The sequence below is a fragment of the Streptomyces sp. NPDC004539 genome (assembly GCF_040610055.1).
Classification (GTDB): Bacteria; Actinomycetota; Actinomycetes; order Streptomycetales; family Streptomycetaceae; genus Streptomyces.
This window is the reverse complement of record NZ_JBEXLS010000029.1, coordinates 108,213-126,690: the sequence shown is the minus strand read 5'-3', so window position 1 is coordinate 126,690 and position 18,478 is coordinate 108,213. Positions and strand designations below refer to the sequence as shown.

The following is an 18,478-nucleotide window of genomic DNA, read 5'->3' as shown; positions in this document are numbered from 1 at the left end:
GCTGGTCAGCCACCCCCACCCTCAGGAGTTGTACGACTGCTGCGCCCGCTCCAGCCCCTCCGCCACCAACGCCTCCACCGCGTCCGCCGCGCGGTCCACGAACCAGTCCAGTTCCTTGCGCTCGGTGGACGAGAAGTCCTTCAGGACGAAGTCGGCGACCTGCATCCGCCCCGGCGGCCGGCCGATCCCGCAGCGGACCCGGTGATAGTCCGCGCCCATGGACTTGGTCATCGACTTGAGCCCGTTGTGACCGTTGTCACCGCCGCCGATCTTCAGGCGGAGGGTGCCGTAGTCGATGTCGAGTTCGTCGTGGACGGCGACGACGTTCGCGAGCGGCACCTTGTAGAAGTCGCGCAGCGCGTTCACCGGCCCGCCGGAGAGGTTCATGAACGACATCGGCTTGACCAGGACCACCCGGCGGCTCGCCGGACCCGGCGCCCCGAGACGGCCCTCAAGCACCTGCGCCTGCGCCTTCCCGGCCCGCTTGAAACGGCCCCCCATCCGCCCGGCCAGCAGATCGGCCACCATGAAACCGATGTTGTGGCGGTTCATCTCGTACTCGGGACCGGGGTTGCCGAGGCCCACGATCAGCCAGGGGTTGGTGGAGGCGGGGGTGGTCATGGGATGGGGTCTCCTTGATACATGCCGAAGCCGCCGCCCCTTGAAAAGGGACGGCGGCTGGAGCTTAACCGGCCGGTGGGCCGAAGGCTCAGGCGTCGGCGGACTCGTCGGCCGACTCGGCCGCTTCCTCGGCCTGCGCGGCCAGGACCTGGAGGACGACGGTCTCACCGTCGACGGCCAGGGTCGTACCGGAGGGCAGCTTGATGTCCTTGGCGAGGACGGAGGCGCCGGCCTCCAGGCCCTCGATGGAGACGGTGACCTCGGAGGGGATGTGCGTGGCCTCGGCCTCGACCGGCAGCGCGTTCAGGACGTGCTCCAGCAGGAAGTTGCCGGCGGCGAGGTCACCCTCGGTCTGCACGGGGACCTCGACGTTGACCTTCTCGCCACGCTTGACGAGCAGCAGGTCGACGTGGACCAGGAAACCCTTGATCGCGTCGCGCTGGACGGCCTTCGGGATCGCCAGCTCGTTGCCCTTGCCGTCGATGTCCAGGGAGATCAGGACGTTCGGCGTACGCAGGGCGAGCAGCAGCTCGTGGCCCGGGAGGGTGAGGTGCTGGGGCTCGGTGCCGTGGCCGTAGAGGACGACGGGGACCTTGTTCTCGCGGCGGATGCTGCGGGCGGCACCCTTACCGAAGTCGCTGCGGGTCTCGGCGGCGAGCTTGACCTCGGACATGGGGATCAACTCCTCGTACAGGTAGTAGACGGTCGGGTCACCCGGCCATGTACAACGGCCTGCTACGAAGAGCGCGTCGATAACGGACCGCCGTGCGCCTTTCGTGGACCTGGGGTCCGAAAAAGGGACGGCCTCCCTCGCCGAGCAACTTTCGCAGTCTACTCGGCGAGGGAGGCCATCCCCAAAACGATCAGCAACCGCTCACAACCGGTTGCAGAAACCTCACTGCTCGTCGAAGAGGCTCGTCACAGAACCGTCCTCGAACACCTCACGCACCGCGCTCGCGATGGTCGGCGCGATCGACAGGACCGTCAGCTTGTCCAGGTCCGCGGAGAGCTCACCCGGCGTCGGCAGCGTGTTCGTGAACACGAACTCGCTCACCCGGGAGTTCTTCAGCCGGTCCGCGGCGGGGCCGGACAGCACGCCGTGCGTCGCCGTCACGATGACGTCCTCCGCGCCGTGCGCGAACAGCGCGTCCGCGGCGGCGCAGATCGTGCCACCCGTGTCGATCATGTCGTCGACCAGGACACACACGCGCCCCTTGACCTCACCCACGACCTCGTGGACGGTCACCTGGTTCGCGACGTCCTTGTCCCGCCGCTTGTGGACGATCGCCAGCGGCGCGCCGAGCCGGTCGCACCAGCGGTCGGCGACGCGGACGCGGCCGGCGTCCGGCGAGACGACCGTCAGCTTGTCCTTGTCGACCTTCGCGCCCACGTAGTCCGCCAGCAGCGGCAGCGCGAAGAGGTGGTCCACCGGGCCGTCGAAGAAGCCCTGGATCTGGTCGGTGTGCAGGTCGACCGTCAGGATGCGGTCCGCACCCGCCGTCTTCATCATGTCCGCGATGAGACGGGCCGAGATCGGCTCACGGCCGCGGTGCTTCTTGTCCTGGCGCGCGTAGCCGTAGAACGGCACGATCACCGTGATCGACCGCGCGGACGCCCGCTTCAACGCGTCGATCATGATCAACTGCTCCATGATCCACTTGTTGATCGGAGCCGTGTGGCTCTGGATCAGGAAGCAGTCCGCACCACGCGCCGACTCCTCGTACCGCACATAGATCTCGCCGTTGGCGAAGTCGAAAGCCTTGGTCGGGACGACCGCGACCCCCAGCTGGTGGGCGACCTCCTCGGCAAGCTCGGGGTGGGCGCGGCCGGAGAAGAACATCATCTTCTTCTCGCCGGTCGTCTTGTTCCCGGTCACAGCACTGTCTCCTCAGAGGTGTCTCAGCCGCGCGACGCTGTCTGACCTCACAACTGGGCGTGAGGGATCGTCTCAGCTGGTGGGTGCGGGTGTGCACTTAGAGCCGACCGGCACATGGGGGGCGGCGTCGCGGGCCTGGGCACGCGCATCTGCGGCGTTGTCGTCGGTCGCCATGGCTCCGCCATGACTCCCTCCTCCGCCTTGCAGCTGCACGCACCCAGACCCGCTCCTTCACCCACCCCCCATGTGCCGGTCGGCTCTATCACGGTACGCCCTGTTCGGCGCAGCCGTTTTCGGTCAGCTTTCGCCTTCGCCTTGCCGGGACGCCGCCTCGGCGGCCTTCGCCGCGGCGCTTCCCGGACGCTTGCGGGCCACCCAGCCCTCGATATTCCGCTGCTGGCCACGGGCCACGGCCAGCGAACCGGGCGGTACGTCCTTCGTGATCACGGAGCCCGCGGCGGTGTACGCGCCGTCCCCGACCGTGACCGGTGCCACAAACATGTTGTCCGAACCCGTCTTGCAGTGCGAGCCCACGACCGTGTGGTGCTTGCTCTCGCCGTCGTAGTTCACGAACACGCTCGCGGCGCCGATGTTGCTGAAATCACCGATCGTCGCGTCCCCGACGTACGACAGGTGCGGGACCTTCGTCCCCTCGCCGATCGACGCGTTCTTCGTCTCCACGTACGTACCGATCTTGCCCTTCGCGCCCAGCCGGGTGCCGGGGCGCAGGTACGCGTACGGGCCGACGCTCGCGTTCTCGCCGATCGCCGAGGAGACCGCGACGGTGTTGTCCACGCGGGCGCCCGCGCCGACCCGGGTGTCCGTCAGACGGCTGTTGGGGCCGACCTCCGCGCCCGCGCCGATGTGCGTCGTCCCCTGGAGCTGGGTGCCGGGGTGGACGACGGCGTCCTGGCCGAACGTCACCGTCACGTCGACCCACGTCGTCGCCGGGTCGATGACCGTGACGCCGTCCAGCATCGCCCGCGTGAGGAGGCGGTCGTTGAGGATGCGGCGCGCCTCGCTGAGCTGGACGCGGTTGTTGATGCCGGCGATCTCGCGGTGGTCGCCCGCGACCGAGGCGCCGACCCGGTGCCCCGCCTCCCGCAGAATCCCCAGCACGTCCGTCAGGTACTCCTCGCCCTGGCTGTTGTCCGTACGGACCTTCTTCAGCGCGTCCGCCAGCAACTGCCCGTCGAACGCGAACACCCCGGAGTTGATCTCCCGGATCGCCCGCTGCGCCTCGGAGGCGTCCTTGTGCTCGACGATCGCGGTGACGGCACCACCGGCGTCCCGCACGATCCGCCCGTACCCCGTCGCGTCCGGCACCTCCGCCGTCAGCACCGTCACCGCGTTTCCGTCGGCGTGATGGGTCCCGGCGAGCGCGGCGAGCGTCGCACCGGTCAGCAGCGGAGTGTCCCCGCAGACGACGACGACCGTCCCGTCGACCCCGCCCCCCAGCTCTTCGAGCGCCATGCGTACGGCGTGACCCGTGCCGTTCTGCTGCTCCTGGACGGCGGTCCGGACGCCCGCGTCCGTCTCCGCGAGGTGCGCGGTGACCTTCTCGCGGGCGTGCCCCACGACGACCACCAGGTTCTCGGGGCTCAACTCCCCTGCCGCGGCGAGCACATGGCCCACCAGCGTCCTGCCGCACAGCTCATGCAGGACCTTCGGAGTGGCCGACTTCATACGGGTGCCCTCACCCGCTGCGAGAACGACGACGGCTGCCGGGCGGATGACGCTCACGGAGTTGCCCTTCGGCTTTGTGTGGGTGGGGACATCCGAAGGATACCGGGGCGTTTCTGGGAGGACATGAGAGCGGGCCCTGACCGGACTGTGCCGGTCAGGGCCCGAACAACGCTCCCCCGCCAGGACTCGAACCCGGACAAATGGCACCAAAAGCCACGGTGCTGCCAATTACACCACAGGGGAACAAACTCGACTAAACGGACATCTCTCCGGCTGATCGAGTGGCTCCCCATACTATGCCGCACCAGGCCCCTTCGACGCGACGGTACAACTCGGCCCCTCGGAGAACCCGGACGGCCGGGCAACCCCGCATTCCGGCAAGGGGATCGATCCACGTCGCCCGTTCGATTCGGCGGGGCCGGTATCCGGAGGAAAGCGGTGCGGAAAGTTTCCGGAAAACGGGGTGGGGGCGCCCGTAGGCTGGAGGCATGACCAGGACGGGGGAAGAGGTGGCCGCGGGCCGGGGAGGGCTGTGGTGGTGGGGGCGGCGGCGCAGCGCGGCGCTGGACCTGGGGCTGGGGATCGTCTCCATGGTGGAGTGCGCCGTCTTGGGCGTGCCGTTCGCCAGGGACGCCGGGATTCCGCTGTGGGCGGGGGCCGCGTTCGGGGCGCTCGCGGGGAGCGTGCTCGTCGTCCGGCGGAAGTGGCCCATCGCCGTCGTGCTGGTGGCCATCGCCATCACGCCCGCCCAGATGGGGTTCCTGCTCGGAATCGTCGGGCTGTACACACTGGCCGCGTCGGAGCTGCCTCGCCGGATCATCGGGTCCCTCGCGGGGATGTCGATGGTGGGCATGCTGGTGGTGACGTTCGTCCGGCTGAAGCAGCTGGGGCGGGGGAGTCTGACGATCGGCGACTGGTTCGTCCCGTTCGCCTCGATCGCGACCGCGTTGGGGATGACCGCCCCTCCGGTGCTGCTGGGGCTGTACGTCGGGGCGCGGCGCCGGCTGATGGAGAGCCTGCGGGAGCGGGCGGACAGCCTGGAGCGGGAGTTGCAGCTGCTCGCGGAGCGGGCGGAGGAGCGGGCGGAGTGGGCGCGGGGCGAGGAGCGGACGCGGATCGCCCGGGAGATGCATGACGTGGTGGCGCACCGGGTGAGCCTCATGGTCGTGCACGCCGCCGCGTTGCAGGCGGTGGCCCGGAAGGACCCGGAGAAGGCGGTGCGCAACGCCGCGCTGGTGGGGGACATGGGGCGGCAGGCGCTCACGGAGCTGCGGGAGATGCTGGGGGTGCTGCGCAGCGGGGGCGAGCGGGTGGCGTCGTCCGCCGGAGGGTTGCCGCTGGCGGCCGTGGGCGTCGCGGCTGCCGCCGCCGCTTCCCGGGCGGTGGAGGAGGGGGAGGGGCCGTGTCTCGCGGACGTCGAGGAGCTGATCGGGCAGTCGGCCGCCGCCGGGATGGTGGTGGCGCTGTCGGTGGAGGGGGAGGTGCGGGCCTATGTCGCCGAGATCGAGCAGACGGCGTTCCGGGTGGTGCAGGAGGCGCTGACCAACGTCCACAAGCACGCGGCCGGTGCCAAGACGTACGTCCGGCTCGCGCACCGCGAGGAGGAGATCGCGATGCAGGTGGAGAACGAGCCGCCGCCGGAGGTGGGGGCGGAGGCGTCGGCCCGGCTGCCGTCCGGGGGGAACGGGCTGGTCGGGATGAAGGAGCGGGTGGTGGGGCTCGGCGGGGTGTTCGTGTCGGGGCCTACCGAGGCGGGGGGGTTTCGGGTGTCGGCGGTGATTCCTGCGGGGCGGTGAGGTCGAGGGTGGTGACGGGGGTGGTCCGGTGAGTCGGGGGACGGGAGGTGAGGTGTGGGTCAGGGGCGGCGCCTTTCGTGCTCGTACCCCTTCATCGTTCCGCCCCCGTGGCCCGGTTCACGGTTCGCCGAACTTTTTCTGAACCCTTTTCCCGCCCTGCTCCCCGCCCCTCAAGCCGCCCCTCAAGCAGCCCCTCAAGCCCTAGCGCTCCCCGCCCCTCAAGCCCCCGCGGTCAACCGGATCGGGTTCGTCCCCGATATGAGTGCCCCCAGCGCCTGGTCGATGGTGTGGCCGAGGTACCAGTCCCCGGTGTGGTCCAGGGCGTACACGCGGGCGGTGGTGTCGATGGCGAGGAGGGTGTGGGTGCCGGGTTCGGCGCCGAGGGGGGCCAGGTCGGTGGCGAGGGCGCGGCCCAGGTCGGCGAGGGTGCGGGCCTGGTGGAGGCCGTGCAGGGGGTCGAGGTGGAAGTCCGCGGGGGCGATCTGACGGCCGGGCCCGCCCGGCGCGATGCGCAGGCCGCCGAACTCCGCCCACGCCTCGACCGCCGCGGGGAAGACGGCGTGCCGGTGGCCCGCCGGGGAGACGTGTTCGCGCAGGGTGTCGGCCCAGAACTCGGCCTGTTTGATGTCCCAGCGCCCCGGAACCCAGCCGGCGCTGCGCAGGGCGGCGTCGACGGGGACCGGGAAGCGGGTGGTGGAGGTGCGGTCGGTGTGGTGCATCTGCCGTTCGTTCGTCGAGGCCGGGGCGGTGGTGCGGTGACGCTGTTGTGCCGTGTTGCCGTGGTTTCTGGTGGTGTTGACGCTCGTGCCTGGCCGGCGGTTCTCGCCGGGGCCACCGCGTCGTACGTGTCTAGTCCTCGGACGTCTCGACGACGCGGATGCTGAAGTGGGCCGTGAGGGCGGCGCAGGCGCGGCAGGGGGGTGCGAAGGTGCCGTGGAGGGGGTCGCCGTCCTCGCGGATGTGGCGGGTGGTGAGTTTGGCTTGTTTCAGGGCCCTGCGGGCCTCGCCGTTGGTCATGGGTTTGCGCGCGGCGCGGCGGCTGCGGGCGGTGTCGGCGGCGGCGATGTGCCGGGAGATGAGGAGCGCCTCGGCGCAGCGGCCGGTGAAGCGGTCGCGGCGGTCGCTGGGGAGCGTGTCGAGGAAGTCCTGGACGAGGTGGTGCAGCGGCGGGGGCTGGTCGCCGCGGGCGGCGGTGCCGGTGAGGGTGGCGCCGCGGACCGAGAGCGCGGCGGCGACGGTGGGGAGTATGCCGTCCCTGCGGTGGCGGAGCACGGGGACGTGGGGGGTGTCGGCGGACCAGCCGATGCGGGGGTCGCCGGTGCGGGGGTCGGTGGCGGCCCTGGGGTCGCCGGTGCGGGCGGCGGGGTCGCGCGGGTCGCCGCCGTACGCGTCACCTCCGTACGCGTCACCGGCGTACCCGTACGGCTCCTCGTTCGGCGGGTGGTCGCCGGGGGTGCCGTCCGTTCTGGGGGTCGGGGCCTGGGGCGCGTGGGGTGGTCTGTGGGTGTTGGGTGACGCTGTGTGAGCGGCGTCGGCGGTGGTGCGGCTCGTGCCGTGCGGTCCTGTCTGCGTCGCGTTCATGATCGTCTTTCCCTCCCCGGGCATCCCCCCGGAGGACACAGGGTGCCAAATGGCGTGGCCTGTGCGGAAGCTGGGGCGTGGCGACACGCCAGAGGCCGGGCGGGCTGTCACCAGAGGGTGACGGCAGGTCACGGGGGGACGGGGGTCCGAAACGGAGCGCCGGTGACCGGTCTTGTCGTACCGCATAGGCTGTCGGCACCGTGGGCGCGCGACGGACGTGTGCCGGGAAGCGGTGGAGACAGTCGGATACGGGGCGTGTCGGACGGGGCCGGGAAGCGGAACCGCCGGCGGGTGCCGTACAGAGCGCCGCAGGGGGCAACCGCCATGACGACAGGTCGGCTCGGGCAGACCGCGCCGCCGAACGCGGCTTACGCCGGGCAGGTCGTGCACTTTCCGGACCCGGTCCGGGCCGGACGTCACCCCAGAGGGGTACGGATCGACGAGCGCGGCTATCCCGACTTCTCGCCGTACGCGCGCGCGGTGGCGGAGATCGCCGATCCCCCGGAGGGTTTCGGGGTCGACGAACTACGCCTCACGGACTACGTGTCGGCGAACGCCGCGCTGGCCGCCTCGGGGCACGAGCTGTGGGACACGGTCTCCGCGGTGGCGACGCCGCACGGCTGGACCTGGCACCACGTCGCCGGGACGCGCCGCCTCGAACTGATACCGGTGGACGTGAAGGCGCTGCTGCGTCACCACGGCGGTGTCGCGACGGCCCGCGTCGACCACGCGAAGCGGGGTACGCGCCCTCTCCAGGAGACCCGGCCCACCCACTTCCGGCTGCCGAAGTCGGGCGTCGCGGTGACCGAGTCGCAGGTGCAGGGCGTCGAGGAGGACCTCGGCTACCGACTGCCGGGCGCCTACCGGTCGTTCCTCAAGGCGGCGGGCGGCTGCGCACCCGTCGGGGCCGCGCTGGACGCCGAGTTGGGGCTCCTCGTGGACCAGCCGTTCTTCACGGTCCGCGACGAGGCCGCCGTCAACGACCTCGTCTACGTCAACAAGTGCCTGCGCGACCATCTCACCAAGGATTACCTGGGAGTCGGCTTCGTCCAGGGCGGTCTGCTCGCGGTCAAGGTGAAGGGCGAGCGGCTCGGTTCGGTCTGGTTCTGCGCGTACGACGACGTCCGCGACGCCGATCCCTCGTGGCCGCCGGCCGAGCGCGTGGCGCGGCTCCTGCTGCCCTGCGGCGACGACTTCGACGCGTTCCTGTCCCGACTCGCCGGTGATCCGCCGGAGTTGGAGACGGTGGCCAACCTGATGGTGGACGGCGGCTTCGCGCGCGTCGTTCCGGTTGCTGGGGAGTGATCCGCACGATGGTGACGTTCGCGCAGGCGCAGGAGCGCGCGGAGGAATGGGTCAACGGGGACGTCCCCGGCTACCAGCAACGCGAGGTGCGGGTACGGGAGTTCGGCCTCGGGTTCGTCGTCTGGGCCGAGGACCGGGCGGAGGGGCCGCGCGGTGACGGCGGCGCCCAGCGGCTCGTCATCGCCCGCGACAGCGGGGAGGCCACGCTGTGGCCCGCCCTGCCGGTGGGCGAGGTGATCCGCCGGTACGAGGAGCGGTACGGGGGTGAGGCGGGGGTCGTCGCGGACGCGGTGCCGGCCGCCGCGCGGGTCGATCTCAACCAGACGTCGTTCTTGTTGTCGCCGCCGGAGTGGTTGCAGGACGCGGCGGACAAGTTGGGGATCGGGGAGAGCGGGGCCGGGGCCGGGGCCGGTGCTGGTTCTGGGGCCGGGGTGACTCCGGTTTCCGGTGCGGGTGTTGGAGGTTCCGAGTCGGCGACCGTTCCTGGGCGGGCGGTCGGTGCGGGGGGCGCCGGTGGGGCGGGTGGCGCTCCGGCCGGTGCTGGTGCTCCGGGTGCTCCGGGTGCTCCCGCCGGGGCGACTCCCTGGGCGGGGACCGACACCAACGGGGGTGGCGAGGACCGGTCGGTGCCGCTGCCCGCGACCGTGTTCGCGCCGCCGTTGAGCGAGGGGGAGCAGGGGCGTGGGTCCGGAGTCGGTGCCGACGCGCCGACCGCCTTGATGTCCGGGGGGAGCCAGTTGCCGCCCACCGCGGTGTCGCCCGCGCTGGACGGGACGCCGGGGAGGGGCGGTCCGGCGGGGGGCCCTGCCGGGGGGCCGGCCGGGAGTCCGGCCGGGGCTCCTGCCGGGGGTTCTTCGTACGGGTATCCCGGGGGCGCCGGTGTGCCTGGCGGGGGCAACTCGGGTGGGCCGGGGGGCGTTTCGGCGCCCGGTGCGCCCAACGCGACGGTTCCTGGTGGGGTTTCGGGGGCCGGGGTCCAGGGTGCGGCCAACTCCGTTGGTCCGGGCGGGAGTCAGGTGGGCGGTGTGCCCAACTCCGGTGGCCCTGGGGGGTTCCCTCCGGCGGCCGGTGTTCCCGACTCGCCCGCCGCGGGCGGTGGCCAGGGTGCCGGGGTGGGCAACCCCGGTGCTCCCGGCGGGACTTCGCCGGCGCCGGGTGAGGCCGACGGGCGTGGGCTCGCTCCGCACGCCGGGGACATCGCCGATGCCGCGACCAGTCGTGCCGCGCCGCCTCCGCGCCGGGGGAGGGGAGCCGGGGCCGGTGCGCCGCCGCCTCCGCCCGGGGTGCCCGGGGTTCCGGGGGCCGGGGGTGCGGGTGCTTCGGCGGGTCCGGGTGGCGTTGCCGGGGGTGCTCCCGGTGGTGCTCCGGGAGGTGCCGCCGGTGGGTATGTGCCCACCCAGCTGGTGTCCTCCATCGGGCCCGACGGTCCTGGGGGCAACGCCGGTACGGGCGGGGCCCCGGGGACGCCTCCGGGTACGCCGCCCGGTGCCGGGCAGGCGCCCGGTGCGATGCCGCCGCCTCCGCCCGGGGCTCCGGGTGCTCCGGGCACCCCGGGTACTACGGGTACCCCCGGCGCGCAGGGCCGTCCCGGTGCCCCTGGTGCCCCCGGCGTTCCCGGTGCGCCCCAGTCGCCCGGTGCTCCCGGCGTGCCCGGTGCCCCCGGTGCCGGTGCCGTCCACCACGCCGAGACGATGCTGGCCGCCCCTCCCGTGGGCGGTCCTGGAATGCCGCCGCCTCCGCCGGGTGCCCCCGGTGTCCCCGGCGCGCCGCCGAACGCTCCCGGCACGCCGCCCGGCTCGCCGGGGTCGTACCCGGGAGGGGCCGCAGGTGCCCCTCCGGCGCCTCCCGGCGCTCCTGGGGCGTTCCCGGGTGCTCCCGGCATGCCCGGCGCCCCGCACACGCCCCCTACCCCTCCGGTCGTACCCCAGGGCATGCCCCCGGCTGCCTACGGGTACCCCAACGCGACGGGGCAGCCGACCGTCGGTCCCGGGTATCAGGCCGTGTTGCGGTACCGCGCGCAGGACGGGTCCGAGCAGCAGCTCATCCGGCGGTCCGCGCCCGGCACCCCGCACCCGGAGTGGCAGATCTTCCACGAGTTGCGCGCGATGAACGTCCCGCCGGGCCAGGTCCTGGAGCTGCACACGGAGTTGGAGTCCTGCGAGCTGCCGGGCGCCTACTGCGCGCGGATGATCCGGGAGCAGTGGCCGCAGGCGCGGATCACGAGCATCGCGCCGTACGGCACGGACCACGCGAGCCGGCAGCAGGGCATGCGGGAACTCCTCGCGCACCAGGGGGAGTTGCACCAGGTCGCGGACGGTCCCGCGCGGCCCGCGCCGGTGCGCGCGCCGTTGCCGCCGGTGCAGCAGGCCCCGGCGGTGCCGCCGGAGGCGATCGGGCAGGAGCTGGCGGCCGTGTTCGGGCCGGGCGTGTTCCGGTTCGAGCAGGCGGCGGTGGCCCGGCAGGGCGTCCCCCCGGTCGTGGCGCACACGCTGGTCGCGGCGGGGCTGCCGCTGGACCTGGGCCCGTTCTTCTGGGCGCAGGCCCAGCCGGGGCGGCCGGTCCCGACGCTGGCGGAGCTGGCGCAGGAGCGGGGTGTGCAGCCGGCGGCGGACGCCGGGTCGTACCTGGTGATGGGCAGTGACTTCGGCAAGGCGATCTGTGTGCAGTACGGCACCGCCAACATCGTCGCCGTGCCGGTCGAGGCCGGTCCGGGCGGGGCGCCGGTCGCGCCGCAGTTCGTGAACTCGGGGCTGCCCGAATTCGCGCGCTGCCTCGCCCTGTTGGGGCGGATGTGGCGGCTGCGGTTCGGGTTGAACCCGGAGCAGGCGGGCCGCTGGACCGTCGACTTCCAGGCGCAGTTGGCCTCGCTGGACCCGGCGGCGCTCGGCTCGCCGGACAGCTGGTGGTCGGTGCTGCTGGAGCAGATGTGGGACGGGCTGCTGTGACGCGGCCCTGAGCGTTCCCTTCGAGGAAGCCCGCAACCGGTGGAAAACGGTTGCGGGCTTTTTCTGTGCCGCCTCCCCGTAACCCCTTCACGGAGTGTCACGTTACGCACCTTTCGATCCGAACCGTCAAGATATGCGCAAAATCGTTCGGATCTCGCGAGAGGTTTCCAGCATGGGCAGCGCGTCGGTGTCGCCGTACGGGTTCGGAACGGTCCGTGGGCGCGGGTACCGCCCCGCGCAGGTCGAGGCGTACGTCGCGGCGCTGTGCGCGGACCGGGACGCGGCGTGGGAACGGGCGGCGCGGCTGACCGTGCGGGCCAAGGAGGGTGAGGCCGAGGCCGACCGCCTCCGCGAGGCCGTCTCCCGGCTCACCCCGCAGACGTACGACACCCTCGGCGAGGCCGCCCGGCGGCTGTTCCGGCTCGCCGAGGAGGAGGCCGACGCCCTGCGCGAACGCGCCCGGCGCGAGGCGCGGGAACAGGGCGCGCAGGCGCAGGCGCACGCCGTCGTCGTACGCGAGAGGGCGGAGGAGGCGGCGCGCGTGACCCTCGCGGAGGCGGAGGAGTGGGGGCGGCGGCGGGTGGCGCGGGCGCGTGCCGAGGCGGACGAGGTCCGGGTGGCGGCGCGGCGCGGGGTGAAGGAGGGGCGCGGGCAGGCGCTCGAAGGGCTGCGCGAGGTACGGCGCCGGACCGAGGTCCTCGCCGCCCGGCAGGACCAGGGGCAGGCGCAGCGCGCGGAGGCCGTCGACCGTGACGCGGAGGACCGGGCCCGCGCCCTCGACGCCCACTACTCCCACCTGGTCGCCCGCGCCGAGGCCGCCCTCTCCGAGGCCCGCGACGCCCACGCGGAGGCGGAGAAGTCCGCCCACCACCTACAGACCCGCGCCCGCGACCACGCCGCCGCCCTCCTCGCCGACGCCCACCACCACACCGACCGCATCGCCCGCGAGACGGAACGGGTTCTGCGGGAGCACGGGGAGCGGTGGGACGACGTGCGGGCGCACATGGACTATGTGCGGAGCAGCTTGAGCGCGTTGACGGGGCGGGTGGTGGAGTAGCTCTCGGGTAGGGGCGGGCGGCGTAACTCCGGGGGTGTAGCTCCGGCGGGGTAGCTCTCAGGTACGGGGGCTGGCGTAGCTCCAGCGGGGTAGCTCTGCGGGGGTAGCTCTCAGGTAGGGGTGACCGGCGTAACTCCCGCGAGGCAGCTCTCGGGTAGGGGCGGCGGGCGTAACCCCGGCGAGGTAGCTCCCCGGTACGGTGCCGGTCGTACGCCGCCCCGGCCGCCCCCCGACTCACCCCCCCGACTCGCCGCCCCCGCTTCACCCCCACCTCACTCCCCCTTCCCCTCGATCACCGGAAACCGTCGCGGAGCGATCAGCAGCAACGCCGCGAACGCGATGATCGCCGCTGCCGCCGCCCCGAAGTACACGCCGTGCACGGCGTCCGCGACGGCGTGGCGGACGTTCTCGGGGGTGGTGCCGCCGCTCCACGCGCGGGTGACGGAGTCGAGGTCGCCGCCGCCTCCGAGGCGGGCCGCGAGGACGCTGTTGGCGATGGCGCCGAAGACGGAGGCGCCGACGGTCTGGCCGGTCTGGCGGCAGAAGAGGATGGACGCGGTGGCGGTGCCGCGTTCGCCCCAGCCGACGGTGGACTGGACGCCGACGATCAGGGGGAGCTGGAAGAGGCCGAGGGCGGCGCCGAGCAGGAGCATCAGGAGGGTGGGCTGCCAGGGGGAGCCGGGGTAGGGGAGGAAGGGGAACGCGAGGAGGATCAGGGCCGCGAGGGCGATGCCCAGCAGGGCCGTGTCGCGGAAGCCGATGCGGCGGTAGACGTGCTGGCTGAGCGCGGCGGAGACGGGCCAGCTCAGGGTCCACACGGAGAGGACGAACCCGGCGGCGACGGGCCCGAGCCCGAGGACGGACTGCGCGTACGTCGGGAGGAAGACGGTCGGCGCCACCATCAGCAGCCCCAGCGCGCCCAGCGCCAGGTTGACCGAGGCGATGGTCCGCCGGCGCCACACCCAGCCGGGGATGATCGGCTCGGCGGCCCGCCGCTCGACGACGACCACCACCGCCACCAGCGCGAGCCCCGCCCCGAACAGCCCGAGCGAGGGCGCCGACAGCCACGCCCAGGCCACCCCGCCCTGCACGAGCGCGGTCAACAGCACGCCCCCGCAGGCGAACACGGCGAGTGCGCCCGCCCAGTCGACGCGGACCTTCCTCAACTCCCTGGCCGGTTCGTGGAGGTGACGGACGATCAGCCAGAGCGCGACCGCCCCCACGGGCAGGTTGACGAGGAAGATCCACCGCCAGTCGGCGTACGCGGCGAGCAGCCCGCCCACCGCCGGTCCCGCGACCGCCGACACCGCCCACACGGTCGACAACTTCGCCTGGATCTTGGGCCGTTGCTCCAGCGGATAGAGGTCGGCGGCGAGCGTCTGCACGGTCCCCTGCAAAGCCCCGCCGCCGAGCCCTTGTATGACCCGGAACGCGATCAGCGCGCCCATGTTCCAGGCGCACGCGCACAGCAGGGAGCCCAGCAGGAACACCGAGGCGCCGACGACGAGGACCGGCTTTCGGCCGAAGGTGTCGGAGAGCTTCCCGTACAGCGGGAGGGTGACGGTCACGGCGAGCAGGTAGCCGGAGAAGAGCCAGGAGAAGACCGAGAAGCCGCCGAGGTCCCCGACGATCTGGGGGACGGCGGTGGAGACGATCGTGGAGTCCAGGGCGGCCAGCGCCATCGACAGCATCAGCGCGGCCACCACCGCGCCCCGCCGGTCGGGAGTACTACGGCTCTCCGTCCCAGGTATGACCGGTCGAACACTTCCCGCCACAGACCCTCCCCGATCGCGTGCCCCTTGCATCTATCTGCCGCCGATCAGCTTCTCACTTGACCCTCACGTCGCGGCAGGGTGCAGCCTTGCGGGACCGGGGGTGGAGTTCTCGGCGCCCCGGGGGTGGAGACGGCCCTGAAATCCCCTCCACCCGTCGGTGGAGGACCCCTAGGGGAATCTCCGTACTACGTCTCGGGGAGGGGTCGTACCGACGGAGGACGAGAGGGGCGGGGGGCGCTCCTTAAGCTGGCTTTACGTCGACGGGGGCGGCCGGGGCACCGGGTACCCCCCGAGTCGGGGGGTGGGGATAACCCCCCGGGAAGACGGGGTCCGGCCCCAATGTGCCGGCTCCCTCCCCGGGGCCAGACTCATCGTCGTACCCAAGCGAGCGAGCAGGCGGGCGGACAGCCCGGCGGGCAGCCGTATCTCAAGTGATGACCGACATAGGAGACTTGCCATGACATCGGCCGTGACCATTCCCCGGCACGGGGGTTCCGGAGGGCGTACGGCCGTCGCCGCGCGGGGGCGGCAGGTCGTGAAGGCGTACGGCTCGGGGGAGACCCGGGTCGTCGCGCTCGACCATGTGGACGTGGACATCGCGCGGGGGGAGTTCACCGCGATCATGGGTCCCTCGGGGTCCGGGAAGTCCACGCTCATGCACTGCCTGGCCGGGCTCGACACCGTCAGCTCCGGGCAGATCTACATCGACGACACCGAGATCACCGGGCTGAAGGACAAGAAGCTCACCCAACTGCGGCGCGACCGCATCGGGTTCATCTTCCAGGCGTTCAACCTGCTGCCCACGCTCAGCGCGCTGGAGAACATCACGCTGCCGATGGACATAGCCGGCCGCAAGCCCGACAAGCAGTGGCTGGCGCGGGTCGTGGAGACCGTCGGGCTCGCCGGGCGGCTCAAGCACCGGCCCAACCAGCTCTCGGGCGGCCAGCAGCAACGCGTCGCCGTGGCACGGGCGTTGGCGGCCCGGCCGGAGATCATCTTCGGTGACGAGCCGACCGGGAACCTCGACTCCCGCGCCGGAGCAGAGGTGTTGGGCTTCCTGCGCCGGTCCGTCGACGAACTCGGCCAGACCATCGTCATGGTGACCCACGACCCGGTCGCCGCGTCGTACGCGGACCGCGTGCTGTACCTCGCCGACGGACGGATCGTCGACGAGATGCTGCGGCCCACCGCCGACACCGTCCTCGACCGCATGAAGGACTTCGACGCGCGGGGGCGTACGTCATGACCGTCATGAAGACCTCGATGCGCAACTTCTTCGCGCACAAAGGGCGGATGGCGCTCTCGGCGATCGCCGTGCTGCTGTCGGTGGCGTTCGTCTGCGGGACGCTGGTGTTCACCGACACCATGTCCACCACCTTCGACAAGCTGTTCGCGGCGACCTCCTCGGATGTGACGGTCAGCCCCAAGGGCGCCTCCGACACCGGCGAGACGAAGTCCGACAACGGCAAGCCGCCGGTCATGCCGGCCTCGGTCGTCGACGCCGTGCGCGGCGCGAAGGGCGTCAAGTCGGCTGAGGGCACGGTCTTTTCGACTTCGGTGACCGTCGTCGACGCCGACAAGGACAGCCTGTCGCCGAACGGCGGCGGCCCGACGATCGTCGGCAGCTGGAACGCCAACGACGCCCGCACCATGAAGATCACCTCGGGTGCGGTGCCCAAGGGCGCCGGCCAGGTGATGGTGGACGAAGACACCGTCGACAAGCACCACTTGAAGCTCGGCGACGAGATCGGCGTCATCACCGCGCTCGGCACGCACACCGCGAAGATCTCCGGTGTCGTCGCCTTCCAGGTCACCAACCCCGGTGCGGCGATCTTCTACTTCGACACGAAGACCGCGCAGGAGGCGCTGGTCGGGCAGACCGGGGTCTTCACGAACGTCAACGTCACGGCGGCGGCCGGGTTCAGCGACGAGCAGGTGAAGCAGGGCGTCAACTCCGCGCTCGGCGCCGGTGAGTTCAAGGTGCAGACCGCCAAGGAGACCGCCGACGCCAACCGCAAGCAGGTCGGCTCCCTCATGGACGTCATCAAGTACGCCATGCTCGGCTTCGCCGGGATCGCCTTCCTCGTCGGCATCTTCCTCATCATCAACACGTTCTCGATGCTGGTCGCCCAGCGGACCCGGGAGATCGGCCTCATGCGGGCCATCGGCTCCTCCCGCAAGCAGGTCAACCGGTCCGTGCTGGTCGAGGCGTTCCTCCTCGGGGTCGTCGGGTCGGTACTAGGGGTAGGGGCCGGGGTCGGGATCGCCGTCGGGCTGATGAAGCTCATGAGCTCCGCCGGCATGAACCTCTCCACCGACGACCTGACCGTCGCCTGGACCACCCCCGTCATCGGGCTCGTCCTCGGCATCGTCGTCACCGTCCTCGCCGCCTACTTCCCGGCCCGCCGTGCGGGCAAGGTCTCCCCGATGGCCGCGCTGCGGGACGCGGGCACCCCGGCCGACGGCAGGGCCGGGCTGGTGCGGGGCACGATCGGGCTGGTCCTCACGGGCGGCGGCGGCTTCGCCCTGTACCTCTCGGGTACGGCCGACAAGGCGGGCGAGGGCGCGCTCTGGCTGGGGCTCGGGATCGTCCTGTCACTCCTCGGGTTCGTCATCGTCGGACCGCTGCTGGCGGGCGGGGTCGTACGGGTACTGGGGGCCGTCATCCTGCGGGTCTTCGGGCCGGTGGGGCGCATGGCCGAGCGGAACGCGCTGCGCAACCCGAGGCGTACGGGGGCTACGGGTGCCGCCCTGATGATCGGGCTCGCGCTGGTCGCCTGCCTCTCCGTCGTCAGCTCCTCGATGGTGGCCTCCGCGACCGAGGAACTCGACAAGACCGTCGGCACCGACTTCATCGTCCAGTCCGACAGCGGGCAGCTCTTCACCCCGCAGGCCGTCGAGGCGATCAAGAAGACGCCGGGGCTGAAGCGGGTCACCGAGTACAAGTGGACCGAGGCCGACTTCACCACGCCCGACGGGAAGGTCTCCAAGGACACGGCGATCACCGCCGCCGACCCGACCTACCCCGACGACCTGCGCGTCCAGACCGTCCAGGGCAACCTCCACGACGCCTACAAGCCGGACTCCATGTCCGTCCACGAGGACTTCGCCAAGGACCACGGCATCCGCCTCGGCTCCACCGTCAGGATCGCCTTCAAGGACGGCCGCACGGCCTCTCTCACGGTCCGCGCCATCACCAAGAGCGATGTCGCGATCGACTCCGGGGCCATGTACACGGCGATCACGACCATGGCGAAGTACGTGCCGGCCGACAAGATGCCCCTCGACACGATCCTCTTCGCCACGGCGGAGAAGGGGCAGCAGGAGGCCGCGTACACCGCGCTCAAGTCGGCCATGCACGACTACCCGCAGTACAAGGTCCGCGACCAGACCGACTACAAGCAGGCGCTGAAGGACCAGATCGGCCAACTCCTCAACCTCATCTACGGGTTGCTGGCCCTCGCGATCATCGTCGCCGTCCTCGGGGTCGTGAACACCCTGGCCCTCTCGGTGGTGGAACGCACCCGCGAGATCGGCCTCATGCGGGCCATCGGCCTCTCCCGCCGCCAGCTCCGCCGCATGATCCGCCTGGAGTCGGTGGTCATCGCCCTCTTCGGCGCGCTCCTCGGCCTGGGCCTCGGCATGGGCTGGGGCGCCACCGCCCAGAAACTCCTCGCCCTCCAGGGCCTCGGCGTCCTCGACATCCCCTGGCCCACCATCATCGGCGTCTTCATCGGCTCCGCGTTCGTCGGCCTCTTCGCGGCCTTGGTCCCGGCGTTCCGGGCGGGCCGGATGAACGTCCTCAACGCGATCGCCACGGACTGATTCCGAAGGGG

At 72.0% G+C, this 18,478-nt stretch carries 14 protein-coding genes and 1 tRNA gene; 6 read left to right on the top strand and 9 right to left on the bottom strand.

The annotated features are described in order from the left end of the window. Nucleotides 1-21 precede the first annotated feature (21 nt). The 5 genes from pth to ABZX85_RS41225 all read right to left on the bottom strand — a co-directional run bounded on the left by pth (nt 22) and on the right by ABZX85_RS41225 (nt 4,426). Complete coding sequence (pth, locus tag ABZX85_RS41245; RefSeq protein WP_355881253.1) at nt 22-621, bottom strand: aminoacyl-tRNA hydrolase; 600 nt, start codon at nt 619-621, stop codon at nt 22-24. 88 nt (nt 622-709) lie between these two features. Continuing rightward, the gene (locus tag ABZX85_RS41240) at nt 710-1,294 is read right to left on the bottom strand and encodes a 50S ribosomal protein L25/general stress protein Ctc (protein ID WP_355881250.1); all 585 of its coding nucleotides are present in this window, start codon (nt 1,292-1,294) and stop codon (nt 710-712) included. 222 nt (nt 1,295-1,516) lie between these two features. Further along, nucleotides 1,517-2,497: a ribose-phosphate diphosphokinase gene (locus tag ABZX85_RS41235; RefSeq protein WP_355881247.1), complete on the bottom strand. Its 981-nt coding sequence runs from the start codon at nt 2,495-2,497 to the stop codon at nt 1,517-1,519. A gap of 297 nt (nt 2,498-2,794) precedes the next feature. Next, complete coding sequence (glmU, locus tag ABZX85_RS41230) at nt 2,795-4,240, bottom strand: bifunctional UDP-N-acetylglucosamine diphosphorylase/glucosamine-1-phosphate N-acetyltransferase GlmU (protein ID WP_355881244.1); 1,446 nt, start codon at nt 4,238-4,240, stop codon at nt 2,795-2,797. A gap of 114 nt (nt 4,241-4,354) precedes the next feature. After that, nucleotides 4,355-4,426, bottom strand: a tRNA-Gln gene (locus tag ABZX85_RS41225). Between the two features lie 245 nt (nt 4,427-4,671). Between ABZX85_RS41225 and ABZX85_RS41220 the strand changes: the two genes are divergently transcribed. Continuing rightward, nucleotides 4,672-5,979: a histidine kinase gene (locus tag ABZX85_RS41220; protein WP_355881241.1), complete on the top strand. Its 1,308-nt coding sequence runs from the start codon at nt 4,672-4,674 to the stop codon at nt 5,977-5,979. Between the two features lie 218 nt (nt 5,980-6,197). Here ABZX85_RS41220 and ABZX85_RS41215 read toward each other — a convergent pair whose 3' ends face one another. Further along, nucleotides 6,198-6,698: an SUKH-3 domain-containing protein gene (locus ABZX85_RS41215; RefSeq protein ID WP_355881238.1), complete on the bottom strand. Its 501-nt coding sequence runs from the start codon at nt 6,696-6,698 to the stop codon at nt 6,198-6,200. A gap of 130 nt (nt 6,699-6,828) precedes the next feature. Further along, nucleotides 6,829-7,284, bottom strand: a complete 456-nt coding sequence (locus tag ABZX85_RS41210) for a YwqJ-related putative deaminase (RefSeq protein WP_355881300.1) — start codon at nt 7,282-7,284, stop codon at nt 6,829-6,831. 600 nt (nt 7,285-7,884) lie between these two features. Here ABZX85_RS41210 and ABZX85_RS41205 point away from each other — a divergent pair. Continuing rightward, the gene (locus ABZX85_RS41205) at nt 7,885-8,865 is read left to right on the top strand and encodes an SMI1/KNR4 family protein (protein WP_355881235.1); all 981 of its coding nucleotides are present in this window, start codon (nt 7,885-7,887) and stop codon (nt 8,863-8,865) included. 70 nt (nt 8,866-8,935) lie between these two features. Here ABZX85_RS41205 and ABZX85_RS41200 read toward each other — a convergent pair whose 3' ends face one another. Further along, nucleotides 8,936-9,238, bottom strand: coding sequence for a hypothetical protein (locus tag ABZX85_RS41200; protein ID WP_355881233.1), 303 nt, complete (start codon nt 9,236-9,238; stop codon nt 8,936-8,938). On the opposite strand from ABZX85_RS41200, the gene ABZX85_RS41195 reads away from it, so the two are divergent. Beyond that, the gene (locus tag ABZX85_RS41195) at nt 9,156-11,810 is read left to right on the top strand and encodes an SUKH-4 family immunity protein (protein ID WP_355881230.1); all 2,655 of its coding nucleotides are present in this window, start codon (nt 9,156-9,158) and stop codon (nt 11,808-11,810) included. The genes ABZX85_RS41200 and ABZX85_RS41195 overlap by 83 nt on opposite strands. A 172-nt stretch (nt 11,811-11,982) precedes the next feature. Beyond that, on the top strand, nt 11,983-12,867 hold the full coding sequence (locus ABZX85_RS41190; RefSeq protein WP_355881298.1) for a cellulose-binding protein: 885 nt from the start codon (nt 11,983-11,985) through the stop codon (nt 12,865-12,867). 272 nt (nt 12,868-13,139) lie between these two features. Here the strand turns inward: ABZX85_RS41190 and ABZX85_RS41185 are convergent, their stop codons facing one another. Continuing rightward, on the bottom strand, nt 13,140-14,642 hold the full coding sequence (locus ABZX85_RS41185) for an MFS transporter (RefSeq protein ID WP_355881227.1): 1,503 nt from the start codon (nt 14,640-14,642) through the stop codon (nt 13,140-13,142). Nucleotides 14,643-15,099: 457 nt separating this feature from the next. Here ABZX85_RS41185 and ABZX85_RS41180 point away from each other — a divergent pair, with 457 nt between their 5' ends. Both ABZX85_RS41180 and ABZX85_RS41175 read left to right on the top strand, forming a co-directional pair. Continuing rightward, nucleotides 15,100-15,888, top strand: coding sequence for an ABC transporter ATP-binding protein (locus ABZX85_RS41180; protein ID WP_355881224.1), 789 nt, complete (start codon nt 15,100-15,102; stop codon nt 15,886-15,888). Next, a complete protein-coding gene (locus tag ABZX85_RS41175) occupies nt 15,885-18,467 on the top strand; it encodes an FtsX-like permease family protein (protein ID WP_355881221.1) in 2,583 nt (860 codons plus the stop codon). The genes ABZX85_RS41180 and ABZX85_RS41175 overlap by 4 nt, the downstream gene beginning before the upstream one ends. Nucleotides 18,468-18,478: the final 11 nt, after the last annotated feature.